Source organism: Gordonia sp. SGD-V-85 (assembly GCF_001456905.1).
Lineage (GTDB): Bacteria > Actinomycetota > Actinomycetes > Mycobacteriales > Mycobacteriaceae > Gordonia > Gordonia hongkongensis.
Genome location: NZ_LNQO01000002.1, coordinates 235,463 through 251,371, shown reverse-complemented (window position 1 = coordinate 251,371; position 15,909 = coordinate 235,463). Strand labels below are relative to the sequence as shown.

Genomic DNA, 15,909 nt, shown 5'->3' with positions numbered 1-15,909 from the left:
GAGAGCCAATCTCCGGCGCTTTCAGTCGATCTCGGCCTGGTTGTACCCCTCATCGGCGGCACTAGGGTTCAGATAGAGCGCCTGAGCGTCGCCGACCTTGGTTCGCACGATGTACTTCAGATCGATCAGCAAGTCGAACACCGCGTCGCGGACGCTGGCCCTCCGCAGTTTCTTCGGGCCGTGGGAGGTGTACTTGGACACCAAGATCGGTGCGTAGGGCTCGGCGTCGTGCTGGCGGATCAGCCAAGTCAGAACCGCTTTGGCGTCTGCGACCTTGATGTCGGCCTTGCGTCGGTCCGTGCTCGCGGTGGACGCCAGCCCGAGCACCTGCTTGGCGTTGGCGATGTACCACTCCTCGATCTCGATCGCGCGTTCCACAGCGTCTGATTCGATAAGCACCCCCCAACCGCTCGGGCCGTGCTCAGCCATGTGCAGATGCAGAGCGCGCCGCGCGATGCGTCCAGCGGACTTCGCCGCCCACTGGTCGAGGATCGGGTTGCCGCCGAGATCGCCGTCCCGGTCGAAGCGGCGGGCCTTGATCCGATTGGCGACAGATCTCATACGGACCTGGGCACCCTCGGTCATCCTGGCGGTGTGTCGGTCCTCGGCGTGCAGCCCGAGGGCCAGACCGATGACGGTTTCGTCGTAGGCGTGCTTGACGCGCCGGGAAACCGGCGCTTCATCAGACCGAACACCACGCCGGTACCGCGACCGCATGGACTCGGGGTAGGCGAACTCGATGCGCGCGAGAAGCCCCTTACCCATCAGCCGGTCGTTGCTCACCGCCTCCGACGCCACGATCGGCTGGGTAGCGACACACATCGTGATGGCGGGCTGATCAAGCCGGATGGAACCTCGGCCTGCACGGTCGGAGGACCAACTCTCGCCCGAATACCCGCTCAAGAACAGCGTCACCGGTGGCCTGTCGCTGTACCTGCCAGCGAGCATCTCGAACACGTCACCCTCGGCGTCGGCCACGATCATTCGTTCCCCCTGGGCATCGAGCAGCATCGACAGGGCTTCGGTGGTGACATCGGAGGCGACAAGGCGCGGTGCGGGACCCCGAGGCTCCTCGTCGTCATCACAGACCACCGACAGGGCTTCGGCGTCCACGGCATCCGACTCACAGCCCGCTACCGGACCTGCCAGTCCAGCGCTCACTGTTTCGATCGCAACGTCGTTGTGACGATCGATCAGTCGGGTCTCTGCATCACGCAGCGGACCAGACAGCATCAGCTTGAACGCGGGACTCTTACGCCCGCCGGACTCGTCCACGATCACGATGTAGGCGACCCCGGACTCGATCCAGTTGCCATCGTTGACCGCTACGTTCACACGCCCGCACAGAGCACCTGAGACCGCCCCGAGTGCCATCGGGGCGCACATCGAGACGTCGATGTCGAGTTCGTCGGCGACCGCGTGTGCCATGTCAGCGAGGACCGGTGGGAGGGCGTGCATCGGGAACGGGGCAACCCTGCCCACATCGAATCGCACGGGATCAGAGTCGAACAGCGCGCGGACTCTCTGCCGCTTGATCTCCCGCTGTGCGCCGCAGTCGCGGGCGATGCGGTCGGCGATCTCGTGCGGGTCGTCCAGACCGTGCTCGGCGGCGTAGGCAACGACATCGTCTCGGAACAGTCGCCGGTCGGTGAACTCCTCAGCGATTGCCGCGGGCACGACAACCAGGTCATCGATGGTCGGCGACCGATCGAGGCTGTCGAGATCTTCGCCGGTCAGATGCTTGAACGCTTCGTTGAGCTTGCGCCACCGGATCTCGCTGAGCGTGTGGTCGCGCGTGAACTCGTGCAGGGCTTCGAACGCGATCTCTCCATATCCGATGGCGTCGGCAGAGATGGAGCTGAGCACGTCGGCGAACTGCCGAGCGGACCACCACTTCGCAGGTACGCGCACGGCGGAGGCGCTCTGCTCATGCCCGCTTTGATCGGCAAATCCGTTGGCAGCGATGCTATTGTCGGTGTTGAGGGTCATTGGTCGTGATCTCTCGTATCTGGGTCCGCCGCCCGCTCGATGATTCTCGGCATCGGGCGGGCGAACTCGTTGTCAAGGCTGGTTTCCGAGGCCATCCGCAGACTCACCACGGCGTCAGCGGACGCCGATTCCCGGCGCTCAGATCGCCGCTCACGCCGAGTCACCGCCCGATGCGCCCTCGGGTGCGGGCCGAGCGCTCTCGACAGCCGAGGCGAGGCTGGTCAGCAGAACCGCCGCCCTCCGCAGCTCGTCGGGCGCGAACTTCGAGACCTGCTCAGCCACCCAGGATTCGGGGATCAGCGGAGAAGCGATCTCGGGGCCGGTGGTGGTTCCGCTGCCCGATCGCGAACGGACCCAGGCGTCTACCTCGGCGGCGTCGAACAGAAGGCGACGTGCTACGCGGTGAGCCGGGAGGCCCTGTTCGCGGTGAAGCCTGACGACGGTATCGCCGTCTTTGAGACCCAATCGACGGGCGACATCGTCCCTGGAGAGGAACCGGCATTCGATGGAAGGAGCAGACATCTGCGGGAACTCCATGCTCGAGTGGAGGTTCCGCAGCGATCCCCGAGCCGGACGGTCCATTCGTCCTCGGGTCAGCTACGTGGGCACCAAAGGGCACCCGGCGCGGCGACGGGACATCAGTCCTGCGCGCTGGCCTTCTCGGTCAGACCGTACCCGCAGGCGATGTGCGCACCAGCTCCCGATGGACACGGGGGTCGCTGGCGCGGCTTCGAGACCGATCATATGACGGTTGAGACCTTCGAGGCAAGGATCGACACGGCTTATGATGTTGTCGGACAATAGATCCCGAGCTTATCGGGATTGTGTCGGCGTTCTGGTCAGCTACCTGCGGCCCGAGCCGCTTCCCGCCGAGCAGGACACCGTCCCACAGCCCCCTGAGATCGGCGGCGATCCGACAACCTCGGTGAACTCTAGCCCGGTCTAGCCCAGGTCTAGCCCGCGGTCTAGCCCCGGGAGCCACGGTCGCATATACGCAGTTCAGGTGGCAGAAACGAGGTGTTGACCTGCGGAGGTCTAGCCCCTCTAGCCCCCACCTCCGCGTCGAGCTGGGTAGGTCTAGCCCCTCTCGCACTTTTCCCATCAGCTCCTAATTCAAGATCTATCTATCTATTCGACGTGAAGGGGCCAGGGACTCGGCGAAACTCGGCTCGTCGGGCTAGAGGGGCTAGACCCGCTCGTGAGACGACGCCGAAAACAGATCCTGAACAGCCGATACGCGATGATCGCGGCATGGGCTAGATGACGGGCTAGACCGGGGCTAGATCGGGCTAGAGTTCACCGACTGTCTCGGATCGGGTGGCGGTGGGACGGTGACCGACGCTAGAGCTACGCGCCACGACTCGATGCGACCTTGCCAACGAAAGCACCGCCCGTCGATGCATCGAGGAGAGATCATCGAGCGAGCGGTGCGGCGAGAGGGCTGACCACGACCTGGAAGTCGTTCCTCTCACCGCCGACCATAGCAGGACAGGACGCGGCAATAGCGCACTGCCACAACGCTTTTACCCGAGATATTCGGCATTCTCGGATTCACTCGCATCAGGTACGTTTCAGGCATGCCACATCGGATGCCCCTGGCCGCGGCCCACGAGCGCCAGGACAAGGTGCTCTACATGCGAGCCGTGCTCGGGATGAGCTGGCGTCAGATCATGCGCGAGGTCGGCTACACCTCGGTCGGTGCAGCCCAGCAGGGATACGCATCGGCGCGGCGACGCAACCAGATCCCCGACGGGGAGACCACGCTGGCCGAGATCCTTGAGCGACGACGCTCTCGCCTGATCACGTCGAACAAGGCGCTCGCCGAAGCAGTGCGCTCGGGTGACCATTCGGCGACCGCTTCGCTCCTGCGTACCCAGCTGGCCGACGACACCGAGCTGGCCAAGCTCTACGGGCTCCACGCTCCTGAGCGCCACCAGGTGGCTGTGGCTGTGGCAACCACCGAAGTCCTGGACGAACTGGAACAGAAGCTGACCGGCGTGATCGACGGAGAGGTCGTGGAGTGACTGACACCAAGCAGCAGCGCAAAGACACCATGCTCAAGGCCACCGGCTTAGCGCGGGTTATTGCCGAGGGTGATCAGGACCCCGAGACACTGCTCCAGGTCTCCGACACCCTCGACACCGCCCGACAATTGGCTGTGGGTGAGCTGACCGCCGATGGCATCGATCGTCAGATCGCCGAGCACATGGTGGCCCGGTTCGCCGAGGTCGATCCCGAGAACGGTCCCGCGTGGCTGTGGAACCTTCAGCAACTCGTCGCCAAGACCGTGGTCAGCTATTACGGAGACGCCAAAGCTCAAGCCTTGGTCGATGAGCTGAGGTGGGCCGACGCGATCGATCCGCCCGAGCCGTGGGAGATCGACCAGGCATCGCCGACGCCAGACGCCGAGATCCCGGCTCTCAGCTCAACGGAGACCGCCGAACAGGTCGATCCTGACCCCGAGGTACCCCTTGCCGACGTCGATCCGTCAGATCCGCTGTGGGACAACTCCGATGGCGACGGATCGACCGTCGAGAACCCTGATGCCGATCCGGTCGAAGTCATCGACGCCGAGGTGGTCGAGGTCGAGCGGGTCACCTCCTCGCAGACCACCCACAAGCTCCCGCCGGGACAGTTCTACTCACCGTCGAACCGACCGAGCTGGGAACGATCGCTGAAGCGGTCCAGGCCCTCGATCGAGATCTCCACCAGCTCCGCGCATCTCGACGATCGTCGATAGACGCGAGATCGTGGCGATCTAGGGCACAGCCCACCTGACCACCTCACTGTCGGGCATCGCTCGGCTATCTAGGGTCGGGTGCATCTTGTTGTCGCCGTTTCTATTTTGGTCTTAGACCCATACGAGACAGCGAGGAGCACGATCATGAGCAAGGGCCAGATCATCGGGTATCAGCGGGTATCGACCGCCGACCAGAACACCGCCCGGCAGTTGGACGGTATCGACATCGACAAGACGTTCATCGATCACGCCTCGGGCAAGGACACCGACCGTCCGCAGCTGGCCGCGTGTCTGGAGTACCTGCGCGAGGGCGACGAGCTGGTGGTCCACTCAATGGACCGGCTCGCCCGGTCCCTGGTGGACCTGCGTCGGATCACCGACGAACTCACCGAACGCGGGATCAGTGTGCGATTCGTCAAGGAGGGCATGACCTTCACCCGCGACGAGTCCGATCCCTGCTCGGTGCTGATGCTCTCGGTGATGGGCGCGGTCGCCGAGTTCGAGCGGTCGCTGATCCTGGAGCGCCAGCGCGAGGGCATCGCCATCGCCAAGGCCGAGGGCCGTTACACCGGACGCAAGCCCTCGCTCACCGATGCCCAGGCCCAGCAGGTCGTGGCGCGGCTGGGTGAGGGTGAGGCGGCGGCAGCGTTGGCTCGGGAGTTCGGCGTGAGCCGGGCGACGATCTACAACACCCGGCTGCGCGCCACCACCGAGGCGATGTCGGCATGAGCGCACCAGCAGCGGTGACCCCCGGCACGGTCGGCGACGGCTGGGACGACGCCCGTCATCGGATCGAGCAGATCGAGCCCGACCACCGGATGCAGGCAGTGAGACACGTGCTGGCACGAACCCCACTCGGCGACTTCGAGTTCGGGCAATGGAGTTACGCCCGCCACTATCACCGCACCCATCCCGGCTAGAGGACCGCTATACCCTCGTCACGGCCCCTCACCTGTCGCGCCCGCAGCCCAGGTGAGGGGCCGCTTGCATCTCCCCGGACCACTCGCCACAACACCGAGTTTCGCGGAGAAGCATTGCGCTACAACGAATTACCGGCGTTGCGCCGTTGCGTCGCACGTGCGCAGCGTGCAGTATGTAGGCCATGAGGACCACCATCGCCGCCCAGGGCGATCTCCCGGCCTCCGCCGACCTGTCGGCCTCGCAGTGGTCGGCGAAGTTGGCAGCCCTGGTGGGCCGTGGGGCAGCCGACGACGACCCCCGCGTCATCGGCTGCCGTGCCGCGCTGGCCTTCCACCGCGTGCGTCGAGTCATCGACGCCGAACGCGGCCACCTCGATCCCGCCGATGCCGATGCCCTCCAGGAGGCGCTGACCATGAGCTAACCCCATGTGTTGCCCGACGAGCCTCGGCGTCGGAAGCAACAGACCCGGATCGATCACGATGCTCGACCCACCGCCGTGTCCCACCTGGACGCGCGCACACCGAGGAGACCAGCGATGCCGACGACCACCCAGACCACCACCACCCGATCCCGACCCACCGACGACGAGATCGAGACCGCGATCCTCTCCGCCCTGGCCGATCTCGGCGCTTCGGACGGCGAGATGGTGCAGTGGAGCCGGGTTCGCGCTCTCCTCCCCCGGTGCGGGTTCTGGCAGGCTCACGAAGCCCAGGACAGGCTGTGGCGGCGCGGAGATCTCGTCGTCGTGCAGATGCACGGATCGCCGTTGATCGGCCTGGCCGACGAATGCTCACGAATGGCTGACGCCGCCCGCCAACAGCGCGGTGAGCCTCGACGAGCGCTGGCCGTGTGATCCCCATGAACCGGCGATCTTCCACCGCACCGTCGAGACCGGCGATCGACATCGACGCCTACCGACTCCTCGGCCAGCTGACCTCCCGAGCCTTCACCGAGGGCCGTCTGGACACCTCCGGCCTGGCCGAACTGACCCGGCACGTACTGGATCTCGACCTCGTTCGAGCCCACGCCGTGCTCAGCCCTTCACCGACTCCTGTTGCCCACCAGACTGTTTAGGAGACACCACCATGCCGATCAGCGGCTACATCAAGCCCCGTCCCGAACGCCGACCCTCGCCGATGCCCGTCTTCGACCAGGACAGCTTGCGTGAGCGTCGTCGTCACTGGCTGCCGGTCACCCTCGACGGCAACTTCCACCTCGACTCCGAGGTCGCCGCCATCTGTGGCCCGTTGGCCCAGCGGATCGCCGCCCAGCCCCACGCAACCGGGTACATCGGCTACGTCGAGACCGTCGCCAGAGCTGTGGGAGAGCTGTGTGCAACCGTCGCTGGACTCACCGCCGACGCCAAGCTCCGGGGTCTCATCGGTGCCGACCGCAACCGCGCCCGCGACGCCCTGCGCACGGTCTGCCGCACCGCGGTCCCCACGATCACTGCCGACATGCTCACCGACGAATCGTGGGTCACGCCTCTGGTCGAGCTGGCCCGCCGCGACACCGACTCCCTCGCACAGCTCCTCGGCCACCAGGCGACCGACCGGCGCGGTGGAGAAATTGCCTCCGACACCCTGCTCACCGTGCTGCGCGATCTGGACCGTGCGGCCCTCGATACCCGCCGTCGCATCGACAAGGCCGAATACTGGCGCGCCCAGCGAACCACGTCATCGACCACGCCCCGGCGAGACGACGCCCAGAGCGCTCAGGACACGTTGCGGGAGCTGGGGATCGACACGGACTCGGGGACGACGACGTGAACACCACCACCACCACGACGCCCACTACCGAACAGGAGATCTCACGATGACCGCTCCCGCCCGCACCCCGGACCTGTCTCCGGTCCGCTTCGAGGCACCGCTGGTCAACCCGTCCCCGCAAGGCCTCTACTACTCCACCGCCTGGACCGACCAGGCCGGCGCGCCCCGCTGGCTTGCCTCCGGAGTACAGGTGCGCCCCCACAACTTCGGCGGCGAAGACGCTTTCGGTATCTGGGGCGCGGAATGGTGCGGCGACCCGGGCGACGAGCTGAAAGACGGTGTCCGGCCCGACCCCGAGACCGAACCGTTCGAGGCGCTCACCGTGTGGGCCTTCGACGAATGTGACCTCACCGCGCCCAGCCAGCACGAGGTGCGCGCCCGCGTCCAGCAGAACTTGCGCCTGATCGAACCTGTGGCGGTGGAGCGCGAGTTCGCTGCCCGCCTCATCGCCGACGCCCCGCCCGGACCCGAACCCACCGGCATCGTCGGCGCGGTCGGCCACCTGGAGGCTCAGCTCGCCCGCACCAACACCATCGGCGTCATCCACGCCAGCGTCGAATGGGCCGCGCTCGCCGCCTCGGAGAATCTGTTGATCTACTCCGGGGGCAGCGCACCGCGCACCCCGATGGGACACATGTGGGTATTCGGCGGCGGGTACGTCCAGGGCCTCGGCAAGGCCCTGGTCGCCACCTCCCCGCTCTACGGCTGGCGCGACGTGCCCGAGGTGCGCGAGTCCATCGACGCCACCAACAACCGCTTCATCGCCATTGCCGAACGCTCGGTGGTCATCGGATACGAACACGCCGCGGCCACCGCCTGGCTCACCTGACCACCTGACAGCGGGCGAGCGTCAACCTCTCCGCCGCCCACGATGAGGCCGGGTCCGGGTCTGGCTGCGGGCCGCCGAACCCGGCCTCATCAGCGTCAGGCCACCACCGACTCACCCGTCCGCAGGAGGACCCCGCTATGACCACATCGAGCCGGGCGGCGCGCCAGGTGACCCGGCCTGCCCGTATCCAGCAGCGCACCGCCCCCGCACCGCCGACACCGGAGACCTCCACCATGACCGCCGCCCAGCGGGCGCGCTACGCCCTGGCCGTTCACGAGAGCGCCCACGCCGTCGTCGCCACCGTCCTCGGCCACGAGGTCAACGGTGTAACCCTTGACGGCGACAATCGCACCGGCGCATGCACTATCACCCAGCGGTTCGGCGGCGCACCGTCTGCCGAGATCGCCTACGCAGGTATCTACGGCGAGGCGTTCTACCTCAGCGGCGGCCCGCCCAGCACGGCGACCTTGCGTGCTGTGCTGACGCGACAGTCCCGCGATGAGAGAGCGATGACCGCAGCGGGCGATCCCCGGCCCGCCCAGGTGCCCCGACTGGTGGTGAACTGCTGGGCATCGATCAGCCTGCTGGCCCACCGGGTATATACGAACGGATCAGCGACCAAGGCCGACGTAGACGCCTCCCTCCAGATCCCCCACAACGACGACGATGGACGCGCCGCCGCCTTGGCAGTGATCCGCTCGGGCAGTGCGCCGGGAACCTTCACGATCCACCCGGTTGGGTCGCGGGACTGAGAGTCAGCTCCCGGTCCACCACTCGTTGACGAAGCCGGACCGCCGCGGCCGGAAGGCGGCGTTCAGCTCTTCGTCGTCCAGGATCGCGTAGTCGGTCTCAACGGCTTGGGCGATACCTCTGTTCAACCGGCTCAACGACCGCTTGATCTCGCATGGGGCTTCCAGCCCGCACGCCGGACACTTCCCGTCGCCGCCTTCGATCATGTGCTCGATGCTGTATCGGACCAGCATCTCCTTCCATCGGTTGCGCAGGGCGTAGAGCAGCCGCAGCTGCCGTTCGGGGTCCTCGCCCACCCACGGAGCCGCGCCTGGTCCGCCGTCGGAATCCCACACCGCGATCTCCTCCACGAGACCGGCGTCGAGGCTGTCGAGTGTCTGCTTGGGCAGGCACGGCGCGGGCTTCCGGCACTTCGCGCACTCCCCGCTGCCGTCATTGACCAGGTGCTCCCTGGTCAGCTCTACGAGGGTGCCGCGCCACTTGTCCAGCGAGGCCGACACGCGCTGGATCTCCGCATCGACATCGACCGGTGGCTTCGGGGGCGGCGACGGCTTGACCGGGCGACGCGGTGTGACCGGCTGCTCGCGGATCTCGCGCATCCGCTGCGCGCGGCGGCGGTCAGCGCTCACGAAGCGGAGCAGAGCCTCCTGGTCCTTGATCGAGAGCATCGAGTTGTGGTCGAGGGCGCGGACCCCGGCCTTCGCCCGGGCGTCGAGATAGGCGTTGCGGATCAGGCCGTAGTGTCGGCAGAAGTCGCGCACTGATCGGCGGACGAGGGGTTCATCTGTCACGGGATACCCCCGGGTAGGTGCCGTGACCACACAGACCGGACCGATGTGACCGATCCCCTGTTGCTCGGGTTCGCTCACCCTCTAGGCTGTAGCGGTATCGCCAAATACGCGTCGAGCCCTGTCGGAGTCCGCTCTGGCAGGGCCTCGGCGTCTCTGAGGCAGATCGGTTGAATCTGCCATTCATGATCGTAACCCCCGGCCCCGACTTCTGTTTTTGACGCGCAAATCAGCTGTGGATAGTTCGTTTCACGCTGCACCCTCGATCCGCCCAACTATGTCTCGATGTATGCCGGGAGGTCCTTCGTTGTCACGACCTCGCCGCGCATAGCACAAGCCAGCGCGTGTGCGGCACCCTCCGCGCTTATCCCAGCGTCACTCTCCTTCAACTCGAATTTCGTTCCGAAGAGCTTTCCTGGTCTTGGGTATTGGCCGACCGGAACAGCCACCCCATCGGGTGTCACGATGGTCGCAAATCGATAGGGCTTCGGCCCGCTACCGAGCGACCCATACAAACTGGGGACGATCCATCCGGTGACATGCCTCTGACCGCGCGGGACCTTGATGTATCGATTCGTCGAGACCAGGCGGTGCGAAGACGGCCCGACGCCCAGCCTCTTCATCTCCTTGGCGAACTCATGTGCGCGCGCACGTCCTGCCTCTGCCGCGCTCACAGCTGCGTTGGCCTGTGCGCTTCGCGCGGAGTTGATGCTCGATGCGTCGTCCCAGATACCCATCTATCGAGTATGCGCAGGTAGTCCGAGTCTCAGTGGTTCCGGCGACGGAGGTTCGCCCGGTCAGACGACATCACACGTTGTTGGACCGCCCTATGCGGTCAGCTCCACGTCACCCCTCCATCAGCTGGGCCGCAACGGTCGCACCCAGCTCCCAGCACGCCTCCAAGTCGGCCTTGGTCGGTTTCTCCGAGACCACCACGTCGGCTGCTGCCCGAGACCAGCCCAGGCCGGTGGTGATCGAGTCGAGCGCCCGCTGAGCGCCCTCGGTCCCCTGATTGCCGTGGAAGTAGGCCCCGAACGGACGCCCCTTGGTCGAGTCGAGGATCTGGTAATAGCTCTGGTCGAAGGCGTGTTTGAGAGCACCTGACAGATAGCCCAAGTTGGCGGGAGTGCCCAGCAGGTAGCCATCGGCTTCGAGGAACTCGCTTGCCGAAACCGAAAGGGCCGCACGGCGAACCACCTCGACGCCCTCGATCTCGGGGTCGGTCGCCCCGGAGATCACAGCCTCGAACATCTCCTGGCAGTGGGGCGATGGCGTGTGATGCACGATCAGCAGGCGACTCATCGCCTAGGTTTCCTCTGTCATGAACTCGGCTAGCTGCTGGTCGAACTTGTTACAGAGGCGGCGGACGAAGTCCACCCAGGCACGCACGCCCGCGAGATTGAGCGATCCCGGCGTCGCCCCCTTGTGGACGATCTCTCCGCGCACCTTGACGAGCTGGTGAACCTCGTCGCGAACCGACTTGTTTGATCGTCTCTGCCATCGCACCGCTGCAAGAGGGTCTACACCGAGCACGTCGCGGTACAGAATCGATACCTGTTTGGGGCTAGCTGTGTTGAGCCCGAACTCGGTGTTTCCGTCTCCAAGGGTTAGCGACTCAACCGCTCGCGGGATCTCGACGCGCCATGAGTCCCCCGCGAACAACCATCCATCGGCGATGTTCTGGGACGCCCAGGTGCGGAGCGCGTCAGGCAGCGCACCGGGGTCACGGTCGTTGCAGAGCGATGCGACAGTCTCGTTGAGTGCCTCTTCGACGTAGACTTCCCACGCCGTGTAGCAGAGCGCCACGCATGCTCGCAGCAAAGGACCGTACCCGGCCCCGGGCGGGCGTCCCCGGCTCGGGTCCTTCTGGGCAGGGTGGTTCTGCATCAGCGATTCGACATCACTGAGAAGCGCTTCCGCGCTATCGAGAGCTGACACGCCGGTTGTCTCCTTACTCACGCGGCCACCGATTCCATCGTTGACCAGCGACTCCTCGTACATGGGGGGTATCGCGAACTCAAATGTTTCAGTGCGCCGCTGATGTATCCGAGGTTGGCGGGCGTGCCGAGGAGGTACCCGTCGGCGTCGAGGAAGTCGGAGGCGGTGACGGCGAGCGCCGCGCGTCGGATCACCTCGACGCCTTCGATCTCGGGGTCGGTCGCACCGGCCACGACGGCCTCGAACATCTCCTGGCATGCCGGTGACGGGGTGTGGTGGACGATCAGCAGCCGGCTCATCGGACTACTGCTCCCGGCCGTGGTACTGGGCGACAGCCCGTTTCATCATCGAGCGGGCGCGGGTGCGGTCGCCGGCGTAGTCGTAGGCACGGGCGATGCGGTAGGTGTTGCGCCAGTCGCTCGGGTCGGCCTCCCATTCGGCCTTCACCTGGGCGAAGAGTTCGTCGGCCGCGTCGCGCTCCATCCGGCCCGATGCGCGGTGCGGCAGGTTCGAGATGTCGAGTTCACGTCCCTCGTCGGCCATGATGGCGGCGAGTTTCTGGTGCTCGAGGCCCGCCCGCAGCGTCGCGTAGACCAGCCACGCCCCGATCAGCGGCAGCGCGATCACGCCCAGACCGAGACCGATCCCGGCGGCCGACCCGGAGGCGATCAGCTGGAAGCCACGCCATCCGAGCAGAACGAAGTACACGATCAGCGCCACGACGAGGAATGCGATCATCCAGACGATCGGACGGGAGTCCTTCTTCCGCGGGCCCAGACGAGGTGCGCCGCCCTCGGTGTCGTCGTCGTGGGGCGGTTCGTTCGGCGGGCCGGAGGAGGTCATCGTCAGAGGTCCATCAGTTCTTCGAGCCCGATCGTGAGTCCGGGACGGCCGGCGATGCTCCGCACGCCCAGGAGCACTCCGGGTGCGAACGACGCCCGGTCGAGGGAGTCGTGCCGGATGGTCAGCGTCTCGCCTTCGGTGCCGAGCAGCACCTCCTGATGCGCGACGAGTCCCGCGAGCCGCACCGAGTGGACACGTACGTCATCGACGACCGCGCCGCGGGCGCCGTCGAGTTCCTCGGTCGTGGCATCGGGGCTCCGGCCGACGCCCGCCTCGGCGCGAGCACGGCCGATCAGCTCCGCGGTCCGATAGGCGGTTCCCGACGGCGCGTCGGCCTTGTGCGGGTGATGCAACTCGATGACCTCGACCGAGTCGTAGTACTTGGCGGCCTGAGCCGCGAAGCGCATCGACAGCACTGCGCCGATCGCGAAGTTGGGTGCGATGAGGACACCCACCCCGGGGTTCTCCGACAACCAGCCGCGCACGGTGTCGAGGCGTTCCTCGGTGAATCCGGTGGTCCCGACGACGGCGTGAATTCCGTTGGCGATGAGGAACTTCAGGTTGTCCATGACCACATCGGGATGGGTGAAGTCGACGACGACCTGGGTCTCGGTGTCGGTGAAGAACTCGAGTGAGTCACCTTTGTCGACGCCCACGGTGTAGGTGAGGTCGTCGGCATTCTCGACCGCCGCGACGATCGCCTGCCCGACCTTGCCCTGGCTGCCCAGGACGCCCACCTTGATACCGCTCATGTCCACCTCTTCGTGTCGTGTCCTGCCGGCCGAGTCGCTGCCGGGCCAGTCTAGTGGCGTCTCTCCTCAGAAGATCGGGGCACCGCCGCGGCGGTGTTCGAACACCAGCGACGTCGTGGTGCCTGCGACCTCCGGCCGGCCGTTGAGTCGTTCGACGAACTGGCGCAGCGCCTCGGTGTCGGCGGCGGCGACATGCAGCAGGTAGTCGTCGGTGCCGGCGAGGAAGAACACGTCGATCACCTCGTCGTGGGTGGCGATCTCGCCGACGAAGCGCCGGATCTGACCGCGCGCGTCGGACTGCAGACTGACGGCGACCATGGCACGCAGCGGGCGCCCCAGCGCCGCCGGGTCGACGTCGGCGAAGAAGCCGCGGATGATGCCGAGGTCGACGAGCCGACGCAGTCGGCCGTGGCAGGTCGACGCGGCGATGCCGACGCGCTGCGCCAGTTCGCTGTTCGGCATCCGCGCATCGGACTGCAGCAGGCGTAGCAGCTCCCGGTCCGTCGCGTCGAGTTCACCGGCCCGAACATCCTTCGGTGTGGTGGCCATCGCACCCTCCGTCCTCACACGATCGTCGGCAGACCGAGCTGCACGAGAATATTCTTCCGCACGATTGTGTCATGGCCGATGTTCCTTCACTCTTAAAACCAGTTCATCGAGGAACGTTCAGGAGACCACAACCCGACGGAGTCATCATGCGCATCGGCATCCCCACCGAGATCAAGAATCACGAATACCGCGTGGCCATCACCCCCGCCGGCGTCGCCGAACTCCACCAGCGCGGCCACGACGTGATCGTCCAGGCCGGCGCGGGCGAGGGATCGGCCATTGCCGACAACGACTTCAAGGCCGCCGGTGCACAGATCTTGGGAACCGCCGCCGCGGTCTGGGAGCAGGCCGAACTACTGCTGAAGGTCAAGGAACCGATCGCCTCGGAGTTCGCGCTGATGCGTCGGGATCAGACGCTGTTCACCTACCTGCACCTGGCCGCCGGCAGGGCCTGCACCGACGCGTTGCTGGCGTCGGGCATCACCTCCATCGCCTACGAGATGGTCCGGACCGCCGACGGCGCGCTCCCGTTGCTGGCCCCGATGAGCGAGGTCGCCGGACGCCTCGCACCGCAGGTGGGTGCCTATCACCTGATGCGTTCGGCGGGCGGTCGGGGCGTACTCATGGGCGGCGTGCCGGGAACCGAGCCCGCCGACGTGGTCGTTCTCGGCGGTGGCGTCAGCGGCGTGAACGCGGCGCAGATCGCGCTCGGCATGGGCGCCCAGGTCACCGTCTTCGACATCGACATCGCCAAACTCCGCTCGATCGACGCCCGCTTCGGCGGCCGCGTCCACACCCGGTACAGCACGGCCCTGGCAGTCGAGGAGGCGGTCGTCGGTGCCGACCTCGTCATCGGGGCCGTCCTCGTGCCGGGTGCTAAGGCACCGGTCCTCGTCTCGAACAGCACGGTCGCCCAGATGAAGCCGGGCGCGGTGCTCGTCGACGTCGCGATCGACCAGGGCGGCTGCTTCGAGGACTCTCGACCCACCACCCACGACGACCCGACCTTCGCCGTCCACGACACCGTCTTCTACTGCGTCGCGAACATGCCCGGCAACGTCGCGCGTACGTCGACACAGGCGCTCACCGGTGCGACCCTCCCCTACGTCCTCCGGCTGGCCGAATCGGGACCGGAGCAGGCGTGCGCAACCGACCCGGCACTCGCCTCGGGACTGAGCACGCGGCACGGTCAACTGTTCACCGCCGAGGTCGGCGCCGCACTCGACCTGGACGTGTCGCCGAACCCCTTCGCGCACAACTGATCAGAACGTCAGCGTGGTGGTTCCGCGGCGTCGGCCCCGCCAGCCGTAGCGACGCTCGGTCATCGATCCGTGGCCGTCGTACCCGACGAGCAGCAGGGTCGAAGCCCGGGTGCCGTACCCGGGGATGTTGATGAACATCGGCGACAACGCCGCCTCGGCCTGTGGCCCGACGCCGGTGTCGGGCAGACGCGCCGGGTCCGGCCGATCCTGGTCGGCCAGCATGGCGAAGTAGGACTCGTCCGGAGACCCAGCCGACCCGCCACCGTCTGCCTCGACCAGCCCACTCAACGCCGCCGCGCCGTCGACGACCTTCGGCCAGTCGTTGTCCATGGCCCCGTTGGACAGACCGTGCACGCCGTCGGCCACCCGCTCGGCGCGCGGTTCCGGCCAGTTGGTCATCCACCACAGCTCGTCCCGATCGGCGACGAGCAGATTCACCGGATCGTACGCCGCCGCATCGTCGAGGACCCGGTGGGCGTACACCTTCGGGCCGTCGTCGCCGATCAGATAGTCCACCGGAAGCTGTCCGCGCGAACGGATTCCGGCCCGTCGAGCCGGCCCGACCCGGACGTTCGTGACCATGGCCACCCGGTCGGGGACCTCGGCCGAGACAGCCATCCACGTACCGCCGGCGACGGCGTCGCGACCGCCGAGGATCGGCAGGTCGTCCCAGTGCGACAGCGCGAAGGTGCGGCGACGGTGCTGCTCGTCCCGATTGGCGGCCACGATCAGCCGCTGAGTGGGGTGCGCGTTCCACGCACAAAGGATCAGGCACATCG

General features: G+C 66.6%; 21 protein-coding genes and 1 pseudogene. 11 read left to right on the top strand and 11 right to left on the bottom strand.

The genetic code is table 11. The features are described from left to right. Positions 1-21: 21 nt before the first annotated feature. Together AS181_RS03220 and AS181_RS03215 are read right to left on the bottom strand one after the other, a co-directional pair. Positions 22-1,989: a YfjI family protein gene (locus AS181_RS03220; RefSeq protein ID WP_058250162.1), complete on the bottom strand. Its 1,968-nt coding sequence runs from the start codon at positions 1,987-1,989 to the stop codon at positions 22-24. A 150-nt stretch (positions 1,990-2,139) separates the two neighbouring features. Then, positions 2,140-2,511, bottom strand: a complete 372-nt coding sequence (locus AS181_RS03215; protein WP_139114183.1) for an excisionase family DNA-binding protein — start codon at positions 2,509-2,511, stop codon at positions 2,140-2,142. Positions 2,512-3,566: 1,055 nt separating this feature from the next. Between AS181_RS03215 and AS181_RS03210 the strand changes: the two genes are divergently transcribed. From AS181_RS03210 to AS181_RS03170, 10 genes are all read left to right on the top strand, one after another. Beyond that, on the top strand, positions 3,567-4,013 hold the full coding sequence (locus tag AS181_RS03210) for a hypothetical protein (protein ID WP_139114182.1): 447 nt from the start codon (positions 3,567-3,569) through the stop codon (positions 4,011-4,013). After that, positions 4,010-4,729, top strand: coding sequence for a hypothetical protein (locus AS181_RS03205; RefSeq protein WP_058250159.1), 720 nt, complete (start codon positions 4,010-4,012; stop codon positions 4,727-4,729). The genes AS181_RS03210 and AS181_RS03205 overlap by 4 nt, the downstream gene beginning before the upstream one ends. 144 nt (positions 4,730-4,873) lie before the next feature. Beyond that, entirely contained in the window at positions 4,874-5,458 is a 585-nt protein-coding gene (locus AS181_RS03200) for a recombinase family protein (RefSeq protein ID WP_058250158.1), read from the top strand. After that, entirely contained in the window at positions 5,455-5,649 is a 195-nt protein-coding gene (locus tag AS181_RS24875; RefSeq protein WP_139114181.1) for a hypothetical protein, read from the top strand. The genes AS181_RS03200 and AS181_RS24875 overlap by 4 nt, the downstream gene beginning before the upstream one ends. Before the next feature lie 182 nt (positions 5,650-5,831). Continuing rightward, complete coding sequence (locus AS181_RS03195; protein ID WP_058250157.1) at positions 5,832-6,071, top strand: hypothetical protein; 240 nt, start codon at positions 5,832-5,834, stop codon at positions 6,069-6,071. Positions 6,072-6,185: 114 nt separating this feature from the next. Further along, positions 6,186-6,503 carry a hypothetical protein gene (locus tag AS181_RS03190; protein ID WP_058250156.1) on the top strand — a complete coding sequence of 106 codons (318 nt, stop codon included), beginning with the start codon at positions 6,186-6,188 and terminating at the stop codon, positions 6,501-6,503. Between the two features lie 5 nt (positions 6,504-6,508). After that, complete coding sequence (locus AS181_RS03185) at positions 6,509-6,724, top strand: hypothetical protein (protein WP_139114180.1); 216 nt, start codon at positions 6,509-6,511, stop codon at positions 6,722-6,724. Between the two features lie 11 nt (positions 6,725-6,735). Then, a complete protein-coding gene (locus AS181_RS03180) occupies positions 6,736-7,419 on the top strand; it encodes a hypothetical protein (protein ID WP_058250154.1) in 684 nt (227 codons plus the stop codon). Between the two features lie 46 nt (positions 7,420-7,465). Next, positions 7,466-8,248, top strand: a complete 783-nt coding sequence (locus AS181_RS03175) for a hypothetical protein (protein ID WP_058250153.1) — start codon at positions 7,466-7,468, stop codon at positions 8,246-8,248. Between the two features lie 137 nt (positions 8,249-8,385). Then, positions 8,386-9,000: a M50 family metallopeptidase gene (locus AS181_RS03170; protein ID WP_058250152.1), complete on the top strand. Its 615-nt coding sequence runs from the start codon at positions 8,386-8,388 to the stop codon at positions 8,998-9,000. Positions 9,001-9,003: 3 nt separating this feature from the next. Here AS181_RS03170 and AS181_RS03165 read toward each other — a convergent pair whose 3' ends face one another. The 8 genes and pseudogenes from AS181_RS03165 to AS181_RS03135 form a co-directional block, all read right to left on the bottom strand. Beyond that, a complete protein-coding gene (locus AS181_RS03165) occupies positions 9,004-9,789 on the bottom strand; it encodes a hypothetical protein (protein WP_139114179.1) in 786 nt (261 codons plus the stop codon). Between the two features lie 272 nt (positions 9,790-10,061). After that, positions 10,062-10,523 carry a hypothetical protein gene (locus AS181_RS24870; RefSeq protein ID WP_139114178.1) on the bottom strand — a complete coding sequence of 154 codons (462 nt, stop codon included), beginning with the start codon at positions 10,521-10,523 and terminating at the stop codon, positions 10,062-10,064. A gap of 109 nt (positions 10,524-10,632) precedes the next feature. Continuing rightward, positions 10,633-11,088 (bottom strand): flavodoxin family protein, encoded by a 456-nt coding sequence (locus AS181_RS03160; RefSeq protein WP_058250150.1) that lies wholly within the window; start codon positions 11,086-11,088, stop codon positions 10,633-10,635. Between the two features lie 3 nt (positions 11,089-11,091). Further along, positions 11,092-11,745: a HEPN domain-containing protein gene (locus AS181_RS03155; RefSeq protein ID WP_058250149.1), complete on the bottom strand. Its 654-nt coding sequence runs from the start codon at positions 11,743-11,745 to the stop codon at positions 11,092-11,094. 62 nt (positions 11,746-11,807) lie between these two features. Further along, a pseudogene (locus tag AS181_RS03150) lies at positions 11,808-12,023 on the bottom strand (flavodoxin family protein); the annotation flags it as partial. Positions 12,024-12,027: 4 nt separating this feature from the next. After that, positions 12,028-12,567 (bottom strand): hypothetical protein, encoded by a 540-nt coding sequence (locus AS181_RS03145; RefSeq protein WP_058250147.1) that lies wholly within the window; start codon positions 12,565-12,567, stop codon positions 12,028-12,030. A gap of 2 nt (positions 12,568-12,569) precedes the next feature. Further along, positions 12,570-13,319, bottom strand: coding sequence for a 4-hydroxy-tetrahydrodipicolinate reductase (gene dapB / locus AS181_RS03140; protein ID WP_058250146.1), 750 nt, complete (start codon positions 13,317-13,319; stop codon positions 12,570-12,572). Between the two features lie 66 nt (positions 13,320-13,385). Then, positions 13,386-13,868, bottom strand: coding sequence for an Lrp/AsnC family transcriptional regulator (locus tag AS181_RS03135; RefSeq protein ID WP_058250145.1), 483 nt, complete (start codon positions 13,866-13,868; stop codon positions 13,386-13,388). Positions 13,869-14,014: 146 nt separating this feature from the next. Between AS181_RS03135 and ald the strand changes: the two genes are divergently transcribed. Beyond that, positions 14,015-15,130, top strand: coding sequence for an alanine dehydrogenase (ald, locus tag AS181_RS03130; RefSeq protein ID WP_058250144.1), 1,116 nt, complete (start codon positions 14,015-14,017; stop codon positions 15,128-15,130). Here ald and AS181_RS03125 read toward each other — a convergent pair whose 3' ends face one another. After that, on the bottom strand, positions 15,131-15,907 hold the full coding sequence (locus AS181_RS03125; RefSeq protein WP_058250143.1) for an NRDE family protein: 777 nt from the start codon (positions 15,905-15,907) through the stop codon (positions 15,131-15,133). Positions 15,908-15,909: the final 2 nt, after the last annotated feature.